Consider the following 22,857-nt stretch of genomic DNA (forward strand, 5'->3'; position numbering starts at 1 on the left):
AAAAATAACAATAGCAGTATCAATGTCATGTGCGCTTTTACTTCAAGGATGTGCTCCAAGCTCATACAGCATCACTAAACCACAACCTTCAGTTCACGCCTATAATACAGAGGCACAGACTAATGTTATGACTCTACAAGTAGTAGACAAGCGTAATGATAAAACATCGCCTTTTTCTTCAGGCGTATTACCAAGCGCGCTCATGTATGAAGGTAAGTTACTCAATCAAGTTGAATTTCTAGAGTCACATCTAAATGAGGAATTTAAAGCTCGCAACCTTCCCATTACTGTTGGAGATGGTGAGACAAAACTCAATGTATTACGTTTTAACATGCGTAATCACAGGACCAATGGCTTCACACCTTTTATTACATTTACCATGCTAAAAGGCCAAATCGAGACAGCTGAAGGGAGCCAACCTGTCGCAGTATACGTAAAGCGAGGCAAAGTACCTGTTTGGAGTTTTGACGAAATCATCCAACCTACTTTAAATGAACCAATGAGTTTGGTGGTTAAAGAGCTGAGCGCAAAAATAAACCAACACATTACAAATGGTATGTTGTCTGATGAAAAAACACAGGCTTTGATTGGCTCAATAAAACAAGCTGGAGTTAAAGCAAACTATCAAGATGTATATGAACTCGGGTTTAGCAACAATCCAACTGCGTTGCCTTATCTTCGTGAATTGGTGAACTCTAAAGATGAATACATCCGTTTAGCTGCGATTTCATCTTTGGGCAACATGAAAGACGCTCAGAGTACTCAATTATTAATAGACTTGTTTGAAAGCGATAGCTCATGGTCAGACAGAGCCATGGCGTTGAAAGCGTTAGGTGATATTGGTACGACGGTGACGTACAGCTATCTGCAAAAGCAAAATGAAGCCTTGCAAAGTGATGGCTCAAAGGAAGGTTTGTGGAATCGTGAGATTATCCAGCTCTACTTGTAAATATCTGACTGTTTAATATTACATGCCAATATAAAAAACCGCACAGAGTGCGGTTTTTTTATTTTCCATTATTTTCTTCTGAACAGACGCAGCGCTCCAAGTGATAATAGGGCTAACCATCCTAATGAGCCGCCACCGGAGCCACCTGAATCAGGCTCAGGCTGTGGTGGCGGAGGAGGTGGTGGCGCAGCTACGTTATTCACGGTAACTTGTGCACTTTGTTCAGCGCTTAAGCTGCCATCGCTAACAGTAACGCTAAAGCGCAATACTTCACTCGCAGACACATCTGGGGCTGTAAAAGTAAGCGTATTGGTTTGCTCTCCACTTAAGGTCACCAAGGTGCCTTGGGTTTGTTGCCATTGGTAGCTCAGCGCGTCACCATCTACATCTTGCCCTTGAGCGGTGATCGTCACTTGTGTGCCTTCATCAACGGTTTGTGATGCGATCGCTTGGATACTTGGTGCACGATTAACACAGGCTTGGCTGTCCCCTGCAACCTGCGTATAAAACGCCGACGAGGCGATGCCGCTGAGTGTGAGGTTATCTATCCACCAGCCTTGATCGTATGTATTGGCGTCACTGCTAATACGAAAACGCAGTTGTACTTGTTTACCTGCCAAGGTTTGTGCAAAGCTAATTTGCTCTTGGTTGCCAAGCACTCCTTGGTTGTCATTACGCCCTGTAAATGCTTGTCGCAAACTCAATGACTGCGCTGGATTATTAATAATTTGACCGCTGTAACCAAGGCTAAACTGCCCACCCGCATCGGTTACGTCCTGCCAACCTGCATCGTCAATGTTAATTTCTACCACTGCACCGTCCCAGTCCTGTTCCAGTGCATAGTAGTGCCAAAATGACACATTGAAGTCACTACCACTTGCCACCGTGAACGGACGAGTCACAAGAGCAACATCTGACTCAAATGCATTGTTGTTTAGGAACAATGCTTGTGCGCCAAGGTCTACGCCGCCTTGCTCAAACACATCGATTTGTGTTGAGTTATCAAACCGTAAGGTCTCTTTTGCTAGCGGATTATCTTTTAGCAATAACAGGCTGAGGTTCTCTTTCGAGAGCACCGCATTTTCCATATCATCGCTTTGAGCACCATTGCTAAGTGGTGCATCTTCAAAACCAACATTCACAACAAAACTAGTCGTAAAACTCGCTGGCTCAACAATAGCATCCCCCACTGACTTTTCAGGGAAGCTCACTTGAACTTGCAACTCACTGGCCTCAGTGGCTTCGCTCAGAGTGATGCTAATAGGCTCACTTGCCGCCGTTTCAAACGGCTCTAATTGGGTAACGCTCGATACTCCACCGTCTCCTAAACTTACACCCTGGCTTGAGAGTACTTCAAAGCGAACGGGCACATCACTCAGAGTTTCACTGCCAGTGTTAGTCACTTGCACAGCCAAAGTGCCGGTCTCACCGACGTCAAGGTAGCCATCATCAGTGCAATAGCTTACGCCCCGTGCGTCGAGCACAACTTCTTTTGCATCATAGCTTGCGAGTTGCGTCTCAAATGACTCCACCACACCCGTCAAATTTTCACTAAAACGATCTGGTGATTGCGCTCCAAGACCCATGCCGCGTTTTGCAAATGCTTCAAGCACCAAACGATAATCGCTGATACTCTCTGCGGCGATGGTAGCCAACAATGCATCCCGCGCTTCGGTGTATAACGGGGCATTGGGCGTCATTTTGTAACCGCCAACTAAGTAGCGCATCATTTTGTCTTGGGCAGTGTTAAAGCCATGCTCGTTGATTAACGCCACGTAGGAATCCCACAATACCGACGCCCACAACTCACCAGGCGCATGAGGGGAGCCTACAAACGTAGGTGGCAAGCCAACATCATCACCTGCGCCTTCTGTTATATGTCTAAAGTTCAAAGGGTTAATATTTTGATTCGGTGTGTAAGGTACACGGCGAATACCGAAGTAAAAGTCCTCTACATACGTACCTGTGGCGTAAGGTTTAGTAAAGTCACTGTTGCCTGCAATCTGCGCATCTTGTGCTTTGGCGATAAATAGCAATGAGTGGAAATCGCCCCACCCTTCGCCCATGGCTAGCCCTTGAAAGTTAGACAAGCCAGAACTATTGCCAACTAATCGATTGGAGATATAGTGGCCCCACTCATGAGCAATAATACCGTTATCAAACGTGCCATCTTTGAGTGGATTGGTGTTAAAAATACGCACGGTGACGCTGCCGGCATTAAGTGCATTATACAGTGATTGCCCGTCGGCAAAGTTCAACCCCATGTTACCTATGGTTATCGTTGAATCTGCACCGCCCATCGGCGCAGGTGTACCATCGTTGACGTTATTGGTAATTATGGCACCGACAGCACCTGCATCTTGCGCGTTTTTAACTTTAACGGTGAAGTTACAGCTGCCACGTTCAATAATGGCAATTTTGCCACTTATAGTATTGGCATCTAACGGCACTTCACAGCCATCATAAATACTGCCTGAGTCGGTGTTGTTACCGTCTTCATAGCGAGCTAATTGGGCACTGATATCAAATGCCCTTGGACCGAATTGGGACGCCTGAGAAGACGCCAATGCGCCATTTGGCCCAACAACCCCCAAGTCTATGCCTACACGATTGTCTTTAGAGTTGTAGAGGTACATTTGCATACGTGGACTCGCACCATCAGAGGGCGTTGCCATGTTAGCATTGTTCAAACCACTGTAATCCTGAGCTTGCACTTCAAGGGGGTCACCCGCAACACCGCCCCGGCCAAAGTTACTCTGTTGCGCTACCCCTGCGGCTTCATCAAAGCCATAGTCATAAAACACATCATGAAGGAAATTGTTCATATAGAACAAATTCACAATAGCAGCGCGAATATTGCCCTCGGTAGTGGGTGGGGCAAGTGGGTCTAACGGGTAATCAAACGTAAATGCAGATGTGGTTGGTGCACTAATGTCACCGGCACTAAACCCTTGAGGAGAGACAATATCTGCATACGCATACACATTATTGCCTTGCGTTTGCGTAGCTGTTTCACTAAGCCACGGGTCTTGAGTTGATAAGCTTGAGTAGTATTGAAGGCTTACCAAAGGCGCTTGCAGCACATCTGTTTCATCAACTTGGTTGGGACCGTCGGCGGGGATCACATCGCCATGGGGGCCCTCCAGAGGGTATCCACTTTGTGCATCAGCATAAACACGATAGTTATACGCCGTAGCATGGCTGTGCAAGTTGTTCTTAAATAGAATTTTCCCTGAGTTGCTATCGACTACGTATGAGTAGTAGTCGCTCTCAAGCGAGGTGGTGCTTTTTCTTTCAACTTCCACATAATGCGCGGCAATAAGCTCGTTGTTAAGCGGATAAAACACCGGCTTAACACGCACGTTGTCAAACAACTCATCATCATTGGCACTTGTTACTTGCAGCCAGGTGTAACCACCCTGTGTTCTCAGGGTGTCAAACTGCACTTCACTACGGCTGATATTTTGAATCGCTTTTAGGGCTGCGGTTTGTGGTGTGGAAAACGCACTCAGCGCTGAAAAATTCAGTGCTGCGTGTGGTACATCAGCGAAGTAGCCAGAGCCTGCAACTAGCTGCCCTTGGCGATTAAGTAGCACATTGTAACTGCGGTTAAACACTTCTATGCCCTGAACAAGCTGCTTGTATCGGGCAATTACAGCACCTTTGCCAGTATCGTGAAAATCAACCAGTGGCGTGTCTATGTTGGCTACTTTACTGGCATTGAGTCCTGAAAGTCTTTGCATATGCGCAGTGGCAATATCATGTTTTGATACGCTTCGACTTTGCACCTGTGCTTGTTGCGGCGCTGCCCAGACGAAGGTTGCACGGTTTAATTGCCTATCAAAGTGCGAAGGTGCACCGAGCTCACTCACTTGCGCACCAAGCTGGTATTGATGCTGGGAGGTAACGGTAGGAGCACTCGACATAACTTGAAAGCGCTCGACGTTATCGCCGCCATCAAATGCAGCATGGGCCGGGTTCAGAGTCAATAAAACAGCCGTCGCAATGGCTGTGTGCGTAAAGTGTAAGCGAGCGGGTTTGTGAGAGAAGTTATCCATAAGTCACCTTGATTTGTGATGCGATGTGCACTTGCTTAGCCTTTGCACACTCTAACTCTTATACCCTTACAGAGCTACTTTACGATCATAATAATGTGCAACAAAGGCCCTTACTTTGGTTATAAACACATTGAAATTAAGTGTGCATATAAGGTACAGGCGTTGTTATAATGCCTTGCCACTCACAGTTACAAGGACGGTTATGCTCTGCACTAGCAAGGTTAGGCTCCCGCACAACTCTATTTTCATGGTATTGCTGTACATCGCATTAAATACACACAATATTTATGCTCAACAGTCCAAAGAACGTCCTGTTACTGACAGTGCTCCTGCTTTTATACCCGTTCCCAGCATTATCACTGAACCTGCTGTTGGTACGGGACTGGGTGTAGCTGGATTGTTTTTCCACGACAGTGAAAAGAACAAGAATATTGCCACATCTGATACGCCAATACTGCCCAAAAGTGTCACTATGATTGGCGCAGCCTACACCAGTAACAAAAGTAAAGTATTGGGCTTGGGGCATATCGCCTACTGGCATCAAGACACCCTGAGATACCGCGGCTATTTAGGTTATGGCGATATCAATATAGACTTTTATAATATCGCAGGGTTTCCTCTGAATAAGCCAATCAAGCTCAACTTACAAGGTCCTGGAATGACGCAAACGCTGATGTGGCGTTTACAAGACAGTAACTGGTTCGTTGGTGCTAAACAAATATATCGTCATGTTGATTTGAGCCTTGCACAATCACCATTTGCTTCCGTTGAAGGCCGACCGTTTGATGAGATCAATCAGATCCTTGAACAAGTTGAAATTAAGAACAACAACTCAGGGGTGGGTGTCACCGCGGAGTTTGATACAACTGACAACCAGTTTGATCCAGAACTAGGTTATAACTACCACATGCAATACCTTGTATTCGATGAAGCATTAGGAAGCAACGCAAATTACCACAGCTATTACCTAAGTGGCCTTAACTATTGGCATCTCACTGACAAGGCTCGGATAGGTCTGCGCGTTGACTATGAAGGTGTCAGCAATCGCGGTGCTGGATCCTTGCCTATCTATGTGCTGCCTTTTGTTGATTTGCGCGGTATCCCCAAATCGCGCTATCAAGGGCAAAAAGTATTACTCGCTGAAACGGAATTAAGTTATTTGTGGGATGAAAAATGGAAAGTCTTAGGTTTCAGTGGAATTGGTCGTGCAGCTAACAGCTGGAGTGAGCTCAACGACGCCAAATCCCGCGTCACGTTTGGCGCAGGCTTTCGCTACCTCGTATCTCCACGTTATGGCTTTCGTATGGGCATAGATGTTGCGCGCGGCCCAGAAGAGACAGCAATTTACATTAAAGCTGGAAACAGCTGGTAACTCAGTTACCCACATATAAAACTTACTTGTTGTGTTAATGCTGAATGTATTGACCCGAAATTGTCGAGGTCGATTTAGATTGACACAACAATGATGTGCACATCTAGAGCATGTTGCTAAGGCTCACATCCAATGTTAGCGTGGAATTGGGCATGATGAATTTTAGCGCTACTACATAAATTTAAAGGAATTATATTTCATGAATAACAACAGACTTACTCTGTTATTGGCTTTTGTAGCTGCTATTACTGTCGGCCCCTGTAACAGTGTGAGTGCAAAACAAGTGTGCGAATCATGCCATAGCGAACAGGTTCAGCAGTGGCAAAACTCTCATCATCACAAAGCGATGAATGATGCGACAGAGGAGTTCGTGCAGGGTGTATTTGAAGGTCAACAAATCACATATCAAGATCAGACCCTCACACTGAGTAAGAAAGACAACACCTACATATTGACCACATCTTCCCAAGACGTTGAAAAGCAGCAAGTCATCAAATATACATTTGGCTTTATGCCACTACAGCAATACCTGGTAGAAGACGAGCGCGGTGGTTATCAGTTTATTCCATTAGCATGGGATTCTCGCCCCGCACAAGAGGGTGGACAACGCTGGTTTGTATTGCATCCGGACCAAGCTCCCCATGATGAATTTCATCACTCTCAAATGGGACAAAACTGGAATCATATGTGTGCCGATTGTCACAGCACAGATTTTAAAAAGAACTATGACTTAGAAAGCAACCAGTTTAGCTCCCTGTCCGAGCACATTAATGTCAGTTGCAGCGCGTGCCACGGTAACACAAAGCAACACTTAGCATGGGCTGCGGGTAATACAGCAATAAAAAACAAAGGCTTTGTTAAAAATATAAGTACACAGGTAACGCTTTTCACCCAGCAACGTGATGGCTCCATGGTCGCAGTTGGAGAGAAAACGAGCTCAGAGCAATTACAGGTGTGCGCCACGTGCCATTCTCGTCGCGCCCAGATAGCACCTCGCAATGATACTCAAGCCTTTTTGGATATGTTTCGTCCTTCATTACTCACTCCAGAGCTTTATCATGTAGATGGGCAAATTTATGATGAAGACTATGTATGGGGTTCGTTTTTGCAAAGCAAAATGTTCAGTGCAGGCGTGACGTGCAGTAACTGCCATAACCCGCACTCGGGTAAACTAAAACAGACGGGCAACCAGACCTGCACCCAGTGCCACGGCGCAACGCAATTTGACAACACACAGCATCATGGCCATAGACAAGGTTCACTAGGCAGCCAATGCGTCGATTGCCACATGCCTGAGACGACGTTTATGCAAGTTGATCCGCGTCGGGATCACAGCCTCCGTGTACCTCGCCCCGACCTCACTATTCAAACCCAAGCGCCCAACGCCTGTAATACCTGCCATGACGACAAAACACCGCAATGGGCCGTGAATGCAATTAAATCATGGCACCCACAGAGTACCCGCATGGGGAGTGAGCACTTTTCACAGGCATTTCATGCCGCGGATCAAGGTTTACCCACTGCGTCACAGTTATTGACACGTATCGCTCAAAGTAGTCAGTACACAGATATTATCCGCGCTTCGGCGTTGGTGCGAATGGGCAGCTATCCTGATCAAAATACATTAGTGGCTATCAGCCGAGCGGTTCGTGATGACGAACCCCTCAAACGACTTGGGGCAATTAGTGCCGCGCAAGGGTTTTCCCCAGCACAGCGTTATCGATTATTACACCTGTTGCTGTCTGACCCCAGACTTGCCGTTCGCACTGAAGCAGCACGCAGTTTAGCGAGTATGCTGACGGTTCCTTTCCCTGACAATCTAAAAGGCGAAGAACGTCAGACGTTAGAAAAAGCCCTAGAAGAATACAAGCAAACAGAGCGTTTCAATGCCGAGCGTGGAAGTAGCCACACGAATTTAGGCAATCTCGCGCTGGAATTGGGACAGTCCAACGACGCAAAAGCGCACTATAAGCAAAGTATTAAAGTTGAGCCTATTTATATACCTGCTTATGTTAATTTAGCCGATCTTTACCGTCGCTTAGGAGATGAGCAACAGGCACAGAAAGTGTTGCTCCAAGCCCTAGAAGTTGATGCCAATAATGCCGATGTACACTACGTCTTAGCCATGAGCTGGGTGCGCCAAAAGGACAGAGAAAAAGCAAAGGCACATTTAAATATTGCCGCTAAATATGGTTCTGTAAATCACATTTATACTTACGGTCTGCTACTCAATGAGATGGGCGAAAATCACGCTGCGCTAACACAATTAGAAAAGGCATTTTCATTAAATCCTAACAACCCAGACTTATGCTATACCCTAGTGCAACTGAGTATTGGCCAGCAAGATTATGGACAGGCGCTGCGTTTTGCTAGCAAATTACAACAACTGGTTCCCAACGATCCACAAATACTCGCACTGGTGCAAAAGTTAACTATGATGCAAAGTGTCTCGGGCAACTAAATACCGAAAAAATAATGATGTTAAGGTTACGAATACCACCTCTAATATTAGTATTGCTTGTAGCATGGGCGATGTTCCTCACCGCTTTCAAAGTGCCAATAGCACTGGTTGATGTGCCGCTTAGAGAGTTAATAAGTGCAGTGAGTGCACTAAGTGGGTGTGGATGTGCGGTTTTGGGGGTTATGCAGTGTCACCGTGCACAAACAACGGTTGACCCACGCATCCCCGAGCAAACCTCACAATTAGTGACAACGGGAATTTATCAATATAGCCGCAACCCTATGTATGTTGGTTTTTTGCTGATACTTGTAGGCTGGGGCATATTCCTAAGCAACTATGCTGCACTGGTATGGCTACCTGTTTTTGTGCTTTACCTCAACACCCAGCAAATCAAGCCTGAGGAAGAGGCTTTACTCAGTAAGTTTCAGGATGAATACAGCAAATATTGCAAAAAAGTGAGGCGCTGGATATGAAAAACCCACTAGAGCGAAACTCTAGTGGGTAGGTTTGTTAGCGAGTTCTTGATGCTGACTCTGCTTTCTTAATTGCTTCATTAATATTCAAAGAAGCGGCCTCTTGACGAGGAGGGTACTTCTGGAATGTCTTAACGTGCTCAGTTAATAGTGCAATCGCCGGTTGCATTACCCAACTCTTTCTCATGATCTGATGAAAACCCGTTACACCGTCATAATGCTCCATTGGATCTTTTCGTAAATTGAATAATTGAGGCATGGTATGTGTAATCATATCCTCATAGTATCGTCCTCCAGGTTTTGAAGCAAAGTGCATTTTCCATGGGCCTACTCGCACAGCGGTAAGCTGTGACTCATAGTAATAAAAGAAATGATCACGCGCTGACTTGTCAGTCTTACCACGCCAATAATCGAGATTATTTTCGCCATCGATATACACGTTGTGAGATTTCTCCATTGCTTTACGGAGGTTTTTCTCACCTAATGCTGCAGCAAGAGTTGGAAACACGTCTTCATGTGAAGAAATACCATTTAGTTTCAAGCCCGTAGGGATTTTACCCGGCCAACGAACCAAAAATGGCACACGTACCCCCCCTTCCCAAGTGGTCATTTTCTCACCTCGGAACTTAGTTACCCCCGCATCCGGCCACGAACTTTGCTCTGGACCGTTGTCTGTAGTGTAAATAACAATAGTGTTATCTGCGATTTTTAGCTCATCAAGCTTATCTAACAACTGGCCGACATGGCCATCATGCTCAAGTAAACCGCTACCAAACACATCTTCTTCAGAACTGATATGTGTTGCTAAATGACGACTTTCTGGCTTAAGGCGCGTATATACATGCATACGACTTGGCGCGTGCCAAATAAAGAATGGCTTATTCGCTGCTACTGCACGTTCCATAAAATCCAAGCTGCGAGCTAGCACTTCTTCATCAAACGTTTCCATACGCTTACGTGTAAGCGGTCCTGTATCAGTCACGCGACCGTCTGCATAGGATTCTATCACTCCACGAGGACCAAACTTTTTCTTAAACGCTTTACTCTTAGGGTAATCTTCTTGCTCAGGCTCTTCTGACACATTGAGGTGATATAGATTGCCATAAAATTCATCAAAACCATGACGGGTTGGTAGATGCTCATCTAGGTCGCCCAAGTGATTTTTACCAAACTGCCCGGTCATATAACCGCGTTCCTTCAAGAATTCAGCAATCGTTGGATCAGCGTCTTTAATTCCCAACGGGTTTCCGGGTTGACCTACGGTCGTCAGACCCGTTCGAACTGGTAGTTGCCCCATCAAGAAAGCGGCTCGACCAGCTGTACAGCTCGGCTGCGCATAGTGATCGGTGAATAGTGCACCTTCATTGGCGATGCGATCGATATTTGGTGTGTTATACGTCATTCCATGTGAATAAGCACTCAACGATACTTGTGCCACATCATCCACCATGATAGCGAGTATATTGGGGTCATTTTTGGCTTGGACACTTAGGGATAACAAACCTGTGACAATACCTATTAATGTTAATTTCATAACTTCTCCTTGGCCTAGTTATTACAGAGCGAATATTTTTCCATTACATAAAGCTGCCAGATTCACTATACAGAGAAGGCAACCAAATACACTTGGCGCCTTACCTAAATGGTTCATTAGCGACTTATCGCTTGGCTATTAATGAATTTACTTACGTCATCAACTTGCAAACTCATGCTTTTTTGAGTTGGTGGAAATGCTTTAAAAGTTTCAACAAATTTGCCTATTTGAATACCGGCTGGCCCCAAAATCCAACTGCGATTCTCAGCCCACTCGTCATAACCACGCGCTTCAGTGAAACGCTCGAACGGGTCAAGTTTAAGATTGATTATGTAAGGAGAAGTGAGTGACTGTTGTGTCGCACGAAACCAATGCTCTTGCTCTTTAAAGAGTAACTTCCAATCACCATATCGCAGGCCATGAAATGTTGCTTCGGTAAAGTAGTAGAAATCTTTACGCTTGGTTTTACCATTATTGAGTAGCAGATCACTTTGGTCGTAGCCGTCAAGATGCACTTTGTATTTACGACCATTAATTTCTTTACCCTCGCGCAGTTCTTTCTTGATGTCTTTTTCACCCACCCAAGACATGAGTGTAGGCACCCAATCTTCCATGGTCATAAATTCTCCCGTACTTACGTCAGCGGGAATTTTACCTGGCCACTTAACAACGAGAGGAACACGGAAGCCACCTTCCCATCCGCCTACACCTTTTTCTCCATGGAAGGGTTGATTACCGCCATCTGGCCAAGAGTTTGAAGCTGCACCGTTGTCCGTTGAAAACATAACGATGGTATTGCCAGCTACCTTTAACTCGTCAAGTAAATTGAGTAGTTCGCCAACATCATCGTCCAATTCCATCATGCCGTCCGCATATATACCATAGCCACTACGACCTTCATAATACTCGTTTAGGTTAGTGCGATAGTGCATGCGCGTCATGTTGTGCCACACGAAAAAAGGCTTGTCAGCTTTAACCGCATCACGAATAAAACGCTTTGATTCTTTAAGTACTTCTTCATCAATATTGCGTTGGCGCTCTTGACCCCACGCGCCTAGATCTTTGATGCTTTGTTTACCATTGCCTAGTGCCTTGGAATGTATCACCCCACGCAAGGCGGTTAACCCTACTTTATCTCGGCGAGTGGTATCTTTTGGATAGTCATATTGCTCAGTATATTCACCGGCATTTAGGTGATAGAGAATACCGTAAAACTCGTCGAAGCCATGATTAGTAGGAAGGTGTTCATCGCGGTCACCTAAGTGATTTTTACCAAATTGCCCTGTTGTATAACCTTGGGCTTTGAGCATGGTTGCTAGGGTGGGATCAGACTCTTTAATCCCTTCTTTCGCTCCCGGTAGACCAACAGTACTAAGCCCTGTACGAATCGGGTATTGACCAGTGATAAATGCAGCCCGTCCTGCTGTGCAAGAAGCTTGTGCATAATGATCCATAAACATCATGCCATCATTGGCGATACGATCAATGTTGGGGGTGGTCCCTCCCATCATACCTCGGTGATAGGCGCTAATATTCCACATGCCCACATCATCTCCCCAAATAACCAATACATTGGGCTTTTCTGCGGCTAAGGTTGGGACACAGAGCACGACGCTTAATACAAAGACGAGTGTTTTAAACATAGTTCTTTCCTTGAGTTTTAATATTTCCATGGGTAGGTATAGTAGAAATATGTTCAAAAAGCACACACTTTGTATCTATTTTAGGTTCTTGTAGGGTTTACTTATTCTTCTTTTGTGCTTGTCAGTTGCACGTTCCACTCGGGAGGCCAAGATACACTGTGTTGCACGTGTGGTGATATTACAAGCAAACCCGAGCACATCTAAATAGATGTACTCATTGGGCTCGGTCACTCATTAAGTGACTTGTAAACAAAATTGTAAGCATCAAATATACATTCACCTTGAATTATTCCAAGGAGATAATAACCTGACTTACTGCCTGAGTAGCTGCCACGCGGCGTTGTAAGCAGGATGGCAATTTTTAATACCCTCTGTGACTAATTTATTGCTGAGTAACTGAAGATGATAATAATCACCATACAGCTCGTGCATGTGTTCATGGGATATTGATTGCGGGGTGCTATCAGGCTCTGGCTGCGGATATTCAACCGTAACCACAAATTGCTCTGCCTTGGGGCACAAATTAACGAGTTTTTGAGCATATTCCAAACGCATTGCATAGGGCAGTGCCACAAGGGCTGCGCGATCGTATACACAATGAATTTCACCTATCTGGTGTTGTTCAAGCATAAAAATGTCACCCACGAAAACAGTCAAATTGCCGTAACTATAGCAAGTGTGAGAGTGTGACTCTCTCACCGTAGGTTCCACACCCAACATGCTAAACAATGCGTTGATCGCTTGCTCACTGAGTTCTACACCGACTACTTTATAGCCTTGATCAAGGAGCCATATCATGTCGATGCTTTTTCCACACAAAGGCACAAACACTGTGTGCTGCTTGGCCACGCCCAAACGTGCAAAGTGGGCTACGAGGTTCGCATTGGGCTGAGCTTGGTCAAAGCCAATATCGCCACTTTGCCAACGCGTAAGCCAATATTTTGCTTCCATGGAAATTCCCTAAAAATGAAGTTGCTTGTATCACCCAGATTTTGACCAACATTATACGCTGAATTTGAGGCAAACGGCACAGGTTACAATTCACAACCGAGGAGTTGAGAGCGGGTAGCCGCGTGTAGACTTTTGCATTATATTGATAACCTATGAATTACCTTGCTCACCTTTATTTGTCGCAATCGACCAGTGACTCACACTTTGGCAATTTGCTGGGCGATTTTCGCCGTGGCGTCAATAAAACGGATTTAGCTCCCGCTGTACTGCGTGGTCTTGAAAACCACTTGTTAGTGGATAAGTTTACCGACCATCATCAATTGGTGAAAAATGCCAAACAGCTCTTTAGTGAGCAAAGAAGACGATTTGCCGGCGTCGCCATTGATGTTGCCTTTGATCACTTCTTGATCCGTCATTGGCATACATTCACCCCCCAATCATTCAGTGATTTTCGCCAGCACAGTTACGCTTTATTAAACAGACGAGTCGATAAGATGCCACCGAAAATGCAAAGCGTGGTCACACGCATGTGCGAGGAGGATTGGTTCGCCACCTATGCATCGCTCGATGGCATAGATTTAGCCCTTAACAATATTGCCAAGCGCATTCGCTTTGAAAACACGTTTCATGGTGCAGCACATGATATTGCTGTGCATTATGCTGAATTTGAAGAGATATTTTTGGCGTTTTTCCCACAACTTCAGGCTCATGTGCATACACATAATATTGAGGGGAAATAAGTTGGACGAGTATATAGAAAAATATGTTTTGCGTGTGTGTCAACGCGATGAGAAAGGTGTATAAAACAAAAAGGTGAAGCATGAGCTTCACCTTATCAGTCTATATGGACTGGATGCGACAATTAAGCAGCTGTCACGTCTGAAGCTTGTGGGCCTTTAGCACCTTGCTCTACGTTGAACTCAACGCTTTGACCTTCCTGAAGAGTGCGGAAACCGCCTTCAGAAACGATAGCACGGAAGTGTACGAATACATCTTTGCTGCCGTCAGTAGGAGTAATAAAACCAAAGCCTTTTGCTTCATCGAACCATTTAACTGTACCAGTTGTTTTAGACATAAGTGTCTCCAAATAAAAAAATTTCACTATGTTGCGAACGCAACGATCTTGCCGAACTAAGAACTATTTAACACGAGAGGCTTGCTTTAATTCGGGGTGGAACACTTACTGGATAGAACACACGAAGAACTGAAGTACAAAGCTAATTTCGAATCTGGGTAGAACTCATCAGACGGGGCTATCCTAACACAGGCATCGTTATTCACCTAACAATATGTATAAAATTGTGCAAAAAAAGTACAAAAGCCGCAATATCACTGATTGCGGCTATGCAATACCTATCCCTGTGGGGGTAATAAGCCACTGAATTTTATACCACTTAACAATGCCATCTCTCGATGCCACGTTGCCAAATCATTATGACTGAACTGCTTGAGTGCATCGTGGCCACATGCGCGCGCCATCACTTGCATAAGCTCAACCGAGGCATTAAAGAAATTACATAACTGCTGTGCAGATACATCAACATTGAGACGCGCACGCAACTCAGGCTTTTGCGTGGCAATACCTGCCGGACAATTATTAGAGTTACACATACGCGCACCAACACAGCCAATTGCCTGCATAGCACTATTAGACAATGCCACACCATCTGCGCCCAAAGCCATGGCTTTGACAAAATCAATCGGCACGCGTAACCCACCGGTGATAATTAACGTGACCTCGCCGCTTTTGCCTTGTTCATCAAGGTAGCGTCGTGCGCGTGCCAAAGCTGGGATGGTGGGAACGCTAATATGATCTCGAAACATCTCTGGTGCCGCGCCAGTGCCGCCACCTCGGCCATCCAATATGATGTAGTCGGCACTGGCATCAAGTGCAAATTGAATATCTTGTTCGATGTGATTGGCACTGAGTTTAAAACCAATGGGAATGCCGCCAGTAACTTCACGGACACGATCAGCAAAGCGTTTAAAGTCTTCTGCTGTATGTAATTCTTTAAACGTGGGCGGTGAAATAGCGGACTGCCCCTCTGGGATCCCTCGAACTTGTGAGATCTTGCCTATGTTTTTAGTCCCGGGTAAATGCCCACCCGTGCCTGTTTTAGCACCTTGCCCACCTTTAAAATGAAAAGCCTGGACGTGTTTTAGTTTGTCTTCATCATAACCAAACTGCGCACTTGCAAGCTCATAAAAGTAATGGCTGTTAGCCTGTTGCTCTTCAGGCAACATGCCCCCTTCACCCGAGCAAATACCAGTACCTGCTAACTGTGCGCCTTTTGACAGTGCCAGTTTGGCTTCTTCTGACAAAGCACCAAAACTCATATCCGAGACAAACAAGGGGATTTTTAATGTGAGCGGCTTCTTCGCTTTTGGACCGATCACTAATTCAGTTGCGACAGGAACATCTTCCATTAATGGCTGTGTCGCCATTTGCGCGGTCATTATTTGAATATCATCCCACTGCGGTAAGGTATATCTGGGTACCCCCATTGACGTCATGGGCCCATGGTGCCCCATGTTTGTAAGCCCCTCCTTCGCTAATTGATGAATAAACTCAACTGTTGGCTCTTCCTTGGTTGCTTTGGCTGATGGTGAATCGTGCTGCTTCACTATTAATTCAGGGCCTTCGTGCCCAACCGCCGCATTATCAAACTGTTTATGAGTACCGTCACAAAATGGCGCATTGCTGGTGTGCTTACACTGGCATAAAAATGCATCCCCTGTTTGCTCGGCTGTAAACGCTTTGGGTTTAAATTCAGTGCCAGCATGAGAACCATCACAAAATGGTTGGTTATTAGAGCGACCACAGGCGCAAAAATAGTATTGTTGCCCTTGGGTTAACGTAACTTTGGCTGGTTTGTTGTTCGCGATTATTGGTTTCATATAAGCACCTTGATTGTTTTTATGTACGCATAAGATCGGCCAGATGAAGTGCGTGGCAAGGACTGAGTATAGCCTTTAAGCAAAAACCCACCGGACCGATTAAGGAAGCATTGACATGATTAAGGCACAGAGGCAAATAGATGGAAATTTATGAAACTTGAGAGGTTTGCGACGCTGTATTGCAAAAGTAATTACAGACGTAGCCATAAAAAAATGCACATCACGCTATTTATGGCAGCTAATTGCTAAGGCAAAGTGCCTGATCGGGCACTTTTTACATTTAGATGTGGCGCAGTATCACTTAACCACAAAGTCAAAGTACGTATTTGGATAGGGCTGAGGCGTCAGCGAAAAATGCCACCACTCCATGGGATAAGGGGCAAACCCCTGTGCCATCATAAGCGCTTTTAGCGTATATCTGTTTTTCCTTTGTTCATCGCTGATACGAGGATCGTCAGTATTTGACAAGGTATCAAACATATCAAACGCAGAACCCATATCCAATTCTTTGCCTGTATGAGTATCAACCAAGGTCAAATCCACTGTAGCACCGCGACTGTGGCCAGACTTTGCAGCGATATAGTCACCGAGTAACTCATCTTTACCTAAGTTGGGATAATAGTCTGCTTTAGTTTTAGTGTCTGTTTCATCATTGACCCAGCGCACAAAATGGTCCACCGCTCGCTGCGGGCGATAACAGTCAAACACCTTAAGAGTGTAACCTTGCTGTTTTGCGCTCTTTTGTACAAGGGCCAGCGCCTGTGCTGCCTTTTTATGTAATATGCACTTAGGGGCTTGATAACCATCAACCCTCGTCCCAACAAAATTATTATCACCAAAATAACGAATATCCTGTTGTATGTCTTGGGAATAGGCATCAATGGCTACAAACTCCTGTTGTATATTGATGTCTTTCGGCGCGAAAACCATCGCCATTAAAACAAGGCTGTAACTTACACTCATTGGCACTCCTTTTTGATCTTAAATTACCGCCACTTGCCCATCACATCAACGATGCCAAGTTGCAGCATATTAATTCTCTCGTTGCTCTGTTAACCCCCTTTACACTGACAGGTATTTCATGTGTTGGCAATGCTCACCTGAGGGCATGGAGCAGTACTTGTGCTCTTTTATTACACACATAAAAAAAGGGCTCTTACGAGCCCTTTAGGTTTCTATGAATGTTAGTGCTTAGCTGCGCTTGCGACGAAGAAGTGCAAGTGGGCTAAGAAGAAGTAGCCAAGCTAGTGAACCGGCACTTTCTTTCTTCTCTACTGGCGCTTCAGGTTCAACAACCACTGGCGCCTCTTCACCGTCAGAGATAACTGTTAGTGTGAAGGTAGTTGACTGAGCATCCGAAGGATTCTCGATGTCTGCTACTTTAACAGTTACTTCAATGTCACCGTAGAAGTATTGCTCTGGCGTGATAGTCACAGTGTCACCGTCAACTTCAGCAGTCATGTTGTCACCTGATACGATAACTTCATTTGCTGAGTTCATTTCATCGATGTAAGAAACGTCGAATGAAATTGGTGTGTTCTCGTCAGTTTCCATATCATCTAACTCAACAACAGTGATGTTGCTAGGAACAGTTAGAGTATGAGACTTAACCATTGACTCCATGCCATCTACATCGATGTTTGCATTGAACTCCATGGTGCGACCTGCAGATGATGCAGTGATGTCAGCCCAAGCAGTTACTTCAAACTTAGATGACTCAGGACCTACATAGTCCATACAGATAACCACATCATCGGCAACAATTTCATCAAGCTCGTTGAAGTTAACAGTCTTACCTAGGTAACCTTCAAGTGGACCATATGGGTATAGTGCACCTTTGAAACCTTGTACACCGATACTACCGCGTGCGTCTGTACTACCGAAGTCGATGTTGTCATACGCTAGGTAGATTTCATGTTGGTTTTCACCGAAACGCGTGTATGGGGTGAAGATAATCTCAAAGTCAAACGAGTTGTCTTGCTTATCCCACGTGTACTGACGCGTCATACGGTCATAACCAGCATAGCGGTAGTCAGATGCCTTATCCCACTCGATGATAGCCCATGTACCCGTTGTCGCTAGTGAAATACCTTCGTTGTAAGCAAGGCCAACACTCATTACGTCATTAACAAAGCCAGGGAACCAGCCACGCCATAGTGGTGCAATCGTTTCATACGGGAAGCTGTTGTATGGCAACATACCATGAAACGGCAGGAACTGTGGACCAGGGCCAATGTCTAACTTACCGTTTGGACGAATCGCCATGATACCGTAACCTGCGTTTAGGTCTTCTTGGTTGTTGTACAGTGAGATGTTCTGTTCATTGAAGAGCGAGCTCACTGGCAGTACATAACCATTACGGTAAGTGATGTTGTTGCTCTCATCAAAACCTGACAGCATTGGGAAAATGCCCGCATCACTTAGGTTTACATAACCACCCGCATTCGGTAAGCCGAAATCTGGAGTACGACACATTTCATCTGTGATGTTTGTAGTTACAACATAGTCTGGTTTTACTTCAGACGTATCAGCTTGCATACCAGAGATGGTCAGTTTGCCATCTGCTACTTCAATGTTCACATCGCTGCGCGAACTCATCACATTATCTGCGTGAATATTCAGACCTTCAGGGATGTCTGCACTGAAGGTGAAGTTACGGTCCATACCTGTAGTGTTCTCAAACACTTCGAAGGTAAATGGTACTTTGTCGCCCATTTTCGCGCTTTCTTGAGGAACATCAAGGTTCACACGGTCAACACCACGCTCAATCTTAAGTGGGATTGAACCAATGTTTGCAGGGTTAACAGCCGAAGTACCTACATCTAACATGCTGTAGAATACATCACCTTCTTGCATATCAATGTCCCAAGCGATATTCATATCAACCTTGTTGATACCATCACTTGCTGGAAGCGTAGCTATGATATCACTGCTCACTTGGTCATTAACAACTGCAACTGCATATTCAAACGTTTCTTCTACACCTGCCTGGCGAGACTTGAACGAGTTATACAGCATGTACCAGTATTCGCCTTCCTCAGGGTTGTTGATGTTACAGAAGTTGTTGTAGATCAGGTGATTTGATACACACAAGATTTCATCTTGAGGCTGAATGACACCATCGCCATTGTAGTCTTTACCAACATAAACAAGTGGGTTACCTACATTCAGCGTACCTGTCAGCTCAGACTCTTCTACACCCTGAGTTTCAACAACTAAGCGCTTTGAGTTAGCAGGTACAGTGACTGTTCCCATGAACACTGCTTCATCAAGAATGTCATCTGGGTTTGGTACCGTTGTGCGGTTCAATGCCCAAGGATGTGTTTGGTCATCATCTTTTGGCAATGTCACTGTCATAACGTCAGCTTTAACAGGTGTATATGCACGAGCAACTGGCGCCTCAACAAGCGGCATAGTTACGCCTTTTTGCACATAGCTATCGTTGTTAGCGTGAGCTTCAACGTTCATGCGTGAAGGCAAATCACCACGGTCATATTTAAATGCCATTGGCCAATGTGCTGCAGGGATATCAGCTTCTGCCGCTTCAAAGATCAGGTTAGTGTGAAGCTCAACTTCTGAGTTACTGAACCAATCTTGTGTATCCATTACAGATGCTTTAACGATGATGGTCTGCGTCTCACCTGCTTTCAATGAGAAAGTTTCAGGGATGATTTCGATATTCACACCGTTTTGAGCTGCTTGCTGACGCATATCGAATGCCCAGTTCACTACGTCTTCGTGTGATACTGTCCACGTGCCGTCTTTCGTTGCCTTAACTGTACGTACCCACTGACACTCAGGTGCACACGTAAAGTCTACAAGGTTAGGTAGGTTCAACTGGTGAGGAGTACCACCGTTGAATGGATCAGCCGCTAGGAAGTTAGTAGCAGACTCGTCCATTACAAGACCAGATTTAACTGCATTCGCTACGTTGATACGACCTGTACCTGCACGGTAGATTTGTGCTTTATCAGACTCACCACCTTCTTGGTTTAGACGCCAGTACTGAACTTCATTATCAGCTGTCATCATAAGTGCAGATTGTACTTCAGCAGCAGTCCACTCAGGGTGAGCTTGACGAACAAGTGCCATAGAACCTGCAACGTGTGGTGACGCCATTGATGTACCGCTTAGAGACGCGTAATCAGCACCGAAAGGCGTTGATACGAACGGATGCTCGTCAGAGAACGCAGCGTAAATATCTACACCAGGCGCTGCCACTGTTGGAGCAAGTACTTCAACGTTTGAGTATGAAGGACCACGTGAAGAGAAATCGGCTAACCAATCAGCGTTTTCTTCATTGATGCGACGCTCAATGTTAGTTGGCTTGATAGTGATCATATGACCTTTTTCACTGAAGCTATCAACCCAATCTTCCAGACCTTCTTCAGGGTATACACCATTCCACTGATCGTATGTGAAGTGCACTGCTGGTAGCTCGTACGCTGTAGGAACTGTACCTTGGTTACGATCACGGTTGTACATGATGAAGCCATCTGCGCCACCGGCTTTCACGTTAGCTACTTTCGCAGTACGTGCATTTGCGTTTGGATCTGTTGGCAAATGACGCTGACAGATTACGATAACATTTGTGTCGCCTGCTTCTGCACCTGGGATTTCAGAGCCATCTTTGAAGAAGTCAAAGGTACCCGCTGGGTATTCTGATGCACAGTAACCGTTAAAGTCTTTGTTACCATTGATGTCTGCGTAGTCTTTTGCCCACACTACCACACCAGTAAGCTCTTCACTGTTCAGTGCGCCGCCCACAAGGCCCATATCAGCCCAACTTGGTACTTCTGAGCCCATTGCTGGGTCAATGAAGCCTGCGTATTCAACTGGCGTTTCAATTGCCACTTCACGACCATGAGTCGTTGCAGCAACCTGTGCTAACCAAGGTGAAGAGTTATCTAGGTAACCCAAACACTCTGCAGCACCGCACACACCCGAACCTGAGTTACCCGCAGCAGCGGCAACGTTGATGCCCGCTTCACGTGCAGATAAGAATGCTAATTGAACTGGGTCTGCCCAAACGTTTGAGTCAGCACCACCGATTGAGAAGTTGATTACATCAACACCGTCAGAGATGGCGTCTTCGATACCAGCTACAAGTGCTTCACCAGGACAACCACGGTAGCCTGACTCATTTGATGAGTGACATACTTGGTAAGAAATGATGTTAGCGTGAGGTGCCACACCTGAAATTTCAGGGAATAAAGCGTCAGCAAGCACTACGCCGTCTTGGTTTTCACCAGTACCGGCCATCATAAATGGTACGTCTTTAACTACGTTACCAGCAGCGGTAGATGCAACGTGCGAACCGTGACCTTGGTAATCTTCACCGATTGCAGGCCAGCCTGGGATCATTTCTGAGAATGTATCAGTGATCACGTCGTATGAACGTACACCGATTAGCTTGTCGTTACACTGGATGTGCTCTGCATCTTCAACACAGTCACCCACATATTGGCCTGCGCCCCAAGGGTTAGTGTGATCGTAACCGTCACCGCCAATATCAGCGAATGAAGGGTGGTCTGAGTTAATACCAGTATCGATGATACCAACGATTTGACCTTCACCTTTGAATTCGATTCCAGTTGGCGAAGTCATGCCTGACCATACTTGGTCTGCACCAATTTGCTTTGGACCTTCATCCGTTAGCAAATCGTAGTGCTTAGAACGCATTACAGACGCTACTGAACCAAGCGCAGCAACGTTTGCAGCTTCTTGCTCAGTCATTGTTACTGAGAAGCCGTTGATCGCTTTAGTGAATTGACGACGCATTTCAGTGCGACCAGTAAGTGCGCTTACTTCGCTGAATACTTGTTGTTGTTTGTTACGAAGTTCACGCTCGTATGTCACAACTGCTTTAGAAGTTGGCTGACCACGCTCGTATAGTTTTGCACTTGTATCACCTAAAGAGCGTGTTAACGCAGAGTTAGGGTCTTTTGCAGCAACGGCTACAGATGCATCACGTAAGCGAACGATATAGATGTGCTCGCCTTCGATGTTCTCTTTTACGAATTTGCTTTCATGCGCGTTTAGAGACACGTTAATGCCGCTAACATCTGCGCTTTGAAGTTGATCTAGGTTCAAATCCTTTTGAAGAGCTTGTACTTCTTCAGCCGTGAAAGCTGGAGCACGCAGCGTGTTTTGTGAATCTTTTGTAACTATGTTTGAGTTAGCCGCAGCATACAGTGAACCTGCACTAAATAGTGCTACACCGACCGCTGTTGCAATAGTTGTTTTCTTCATGTTGAACCCTAACTATGTCGTTTTTTGGAATATGTAATTTCGAACTGTTCGAAAATTTTTAACGACTCGATTCAATCACACCGAAGACACATTTTAGTAACAACTTTATGTACACTTTTGTACATTATCAACACATATTAAAAATAGAGTTAACACTCTAAGCAATGATTAGATAGACATCTTCTTTTGTAGCATTTTGTACAACATATTGCCTGCGGAAATCCAAAAAAAACACATAAAATCATAAGTATAAGTTATGCCGATAT

The 22,857-nt window shown here is 45.3% G+C and carries 13 protein-coding genes; 5 read left to right on the forward strand and 8 right to left on the reverse strand.

What is annotated here, in order from left to right; genetic code table 11:
• Nucleotides 1-127 precede the first annotated feature (127 nt).
• A complete protein-coding gene (locus AAEU32_RS11430; RefSeq protein ID WP_421970653.1) occupies nt 128-949 on the forward strand; it encodes a HEAT repeat domain-containing protein in 822 nt (273 codons plus the stop codon).
• Between the two features lie 68 nt (nt 950-1,017).
• Here the strand turns inward: AAEU32_RS11430 and AAEU32_RS11435 are convergent, their stop codons facing one another.
• Nucleotides 1,018-5,007: a rhombosortase-dependent M36 family metallopeptidase gene (locus AAEU32_RS11435; protein WP_421970654.1), complete on the reverse strand. Its 3,990-nt coding sequence runs from the start codon at nt 5,005-5,007 to the stop codon at nt 1,018-1,020.
• Nucleotides 5,008-5,209: 202 nt separating this feature from the next.
• On the opposite strand from AAEU32_RS11435, the gene AAEU32_RS11440 reads away from it, so the two are divergent.
• The 3 genes from AAEU32_RS11440 (at nt 5,210) to AAEU32_RS11450 (ending at nt 9,313) form a co-directional block, all read left to right on the forward strand.
• Nucleotides 5,210-6,379 (forward strand): BamA/TamA family outer membrane protein, encoded by a 1,170-nt coding sequence (locus tag AAEU32_RS11440; RefSeq protein ID WP_421970655.1) that lies wholly within the window; start codon nt 5,210-5,212, stop codon nt 6,377-6,379.
• Between the two features lie 199 nt (nt 6,380-6,578).
• Nucleotides 6,579-8,840, forward strand: a complete 2,262-nt coding sequence (locus AAEU32_RS11445; RefSeq protein ID WP_421970656.1) for a tetratricopeptide repeat protein — start codon at nt 6,579-6,581, stop codon at nt 8,838-8,840.
• Nucleotides 8,841-8,857: 17 nt separating this feature from the next.
• Entirely contained in the window at nt 8,858-9,313 is a 456-nt protein-coding gene (locus tag AAEU32_RS11450) for a methyltransferase family protein (protein ID WP_421970708.1), read from the forward strand.
• 37 nt (nt 9,314-9,350) lie between these two features.
• Here the strand turns inward: AAEU32_RS11450 and AAEU32_RS11455 are convergent, their stop codons facing one another.
• From AAEU32_RS11455 to AAEU32_RS11465, 3 genes are all read right to left on the reverse strand, one after another.
• A complete protein-coding gene (locus AAEU32_RS11455; protein ID WP_421970657.1) occupies nt 9,351-10,847 on the reverse strand; it encodes an arylsulfatase in 1,497 nt (498 codons plus the stop codon).
• Between the two features lie 116 nt (nt 10,848-10,963).
• A complete protein-coding gene (locus tag AAEU32_RS11460; protein ID WP_421970658.1) occupies nt 10,964-12,490 on the reverse strand; it encodes an arylsulfatase in 1,527 nt (508 codons plus the stop codon).
• Between the two features lie 312 nt (nt 12,491-12,802).
• Nucleotides 12,803-13,441, reverse strand: a complete 639-nt coding sequence (locus tag AAEU32_RS11465; RefSeq protein WP_421970659.1) for a class I SAM-dependent methyltransferase — start codon at nt 13,439-13,441, stop codon at nt 12,803-12,805.
• Nucleotides 13,442-13,593: 152 nt separating this feature from the next.
• On the opposite strand from AAEU32_RS11465, the gene AAEU32_RS11470 reads away from it, so the two are divergent.
• Nucleotides 13,594-14,181, forward strand: a complete 588-nt coding sequence (locus AAEU32_RS11470; RefSeq protein ID WP_421970660.1) for an acyl carrier protein phosphodiesterase — start codon at nt 13,594-13,596, stop codon at nt 14,179-14,181.
• 122 nt (nt 14,182-14,303) lie between these two features.
• Here the strand turns inward: AAEU32_RS11470 and cspE are convergent, their stop codons facing one another.
• From cspE to AAEU32_RS11490, 4 genes are all read right to left on the reverse strand, one after another.
• A complete protein-coding gene (gene cspE / locus AAEU32_RS11475; protein ID WP_421970661.1) occupies nt 14,304-14,516 on the reverse strand; it encodes a transcription antiterminator/RNA stability regulator CspE in 213 nt (70 codons plus the stop codon).
• Nucleotides 14,517-14,794: 278 nt separating this feature from the next.
• Nucleotides 14,795-16,339, reverse strand: a complete 1,545-nt coding sequence (locus AAEU32_RS11480; protein ID WP_421970662.1) for a glutamate synthase-related protein — start codon at nt 16,337-16,339, stop codon at nt 14,795-14,797.
• Between the two features lie 297 nt (nt 16,340-16,636).
• Entirely contained in the window at nt 16,637-17,302 is a 666-nt protein-coding gene (locus AAEU32_RS11485) for a M15 family metallopeptidase (protein WP_421970663.1), read from the reverse strand.
• 228 nt (nt 17,303-17,530) lie between these two features.
• Nucleotides 17,531-22,591, reverse strand: a complete 5,061-nt coding sequence (locus AAEU32_RS11490; protein ID WP_421970664.1) for a S8 family serine peptidase — start codon at nt 22,589-22,591, stop codon at nt 17,531-17,533.
• Between the last annotated feature and the right edge of the window lie 266 nt (nt 22,592-22,857).

The organism is Pseudoalteromonas maris (assembly GCF_049257235.1).
GTDB lineage: Bacteria > Pseudomonadota > Gammaproteobacteria > Enterobacterales > Alteromonadaceae > Pseudoalteromonas.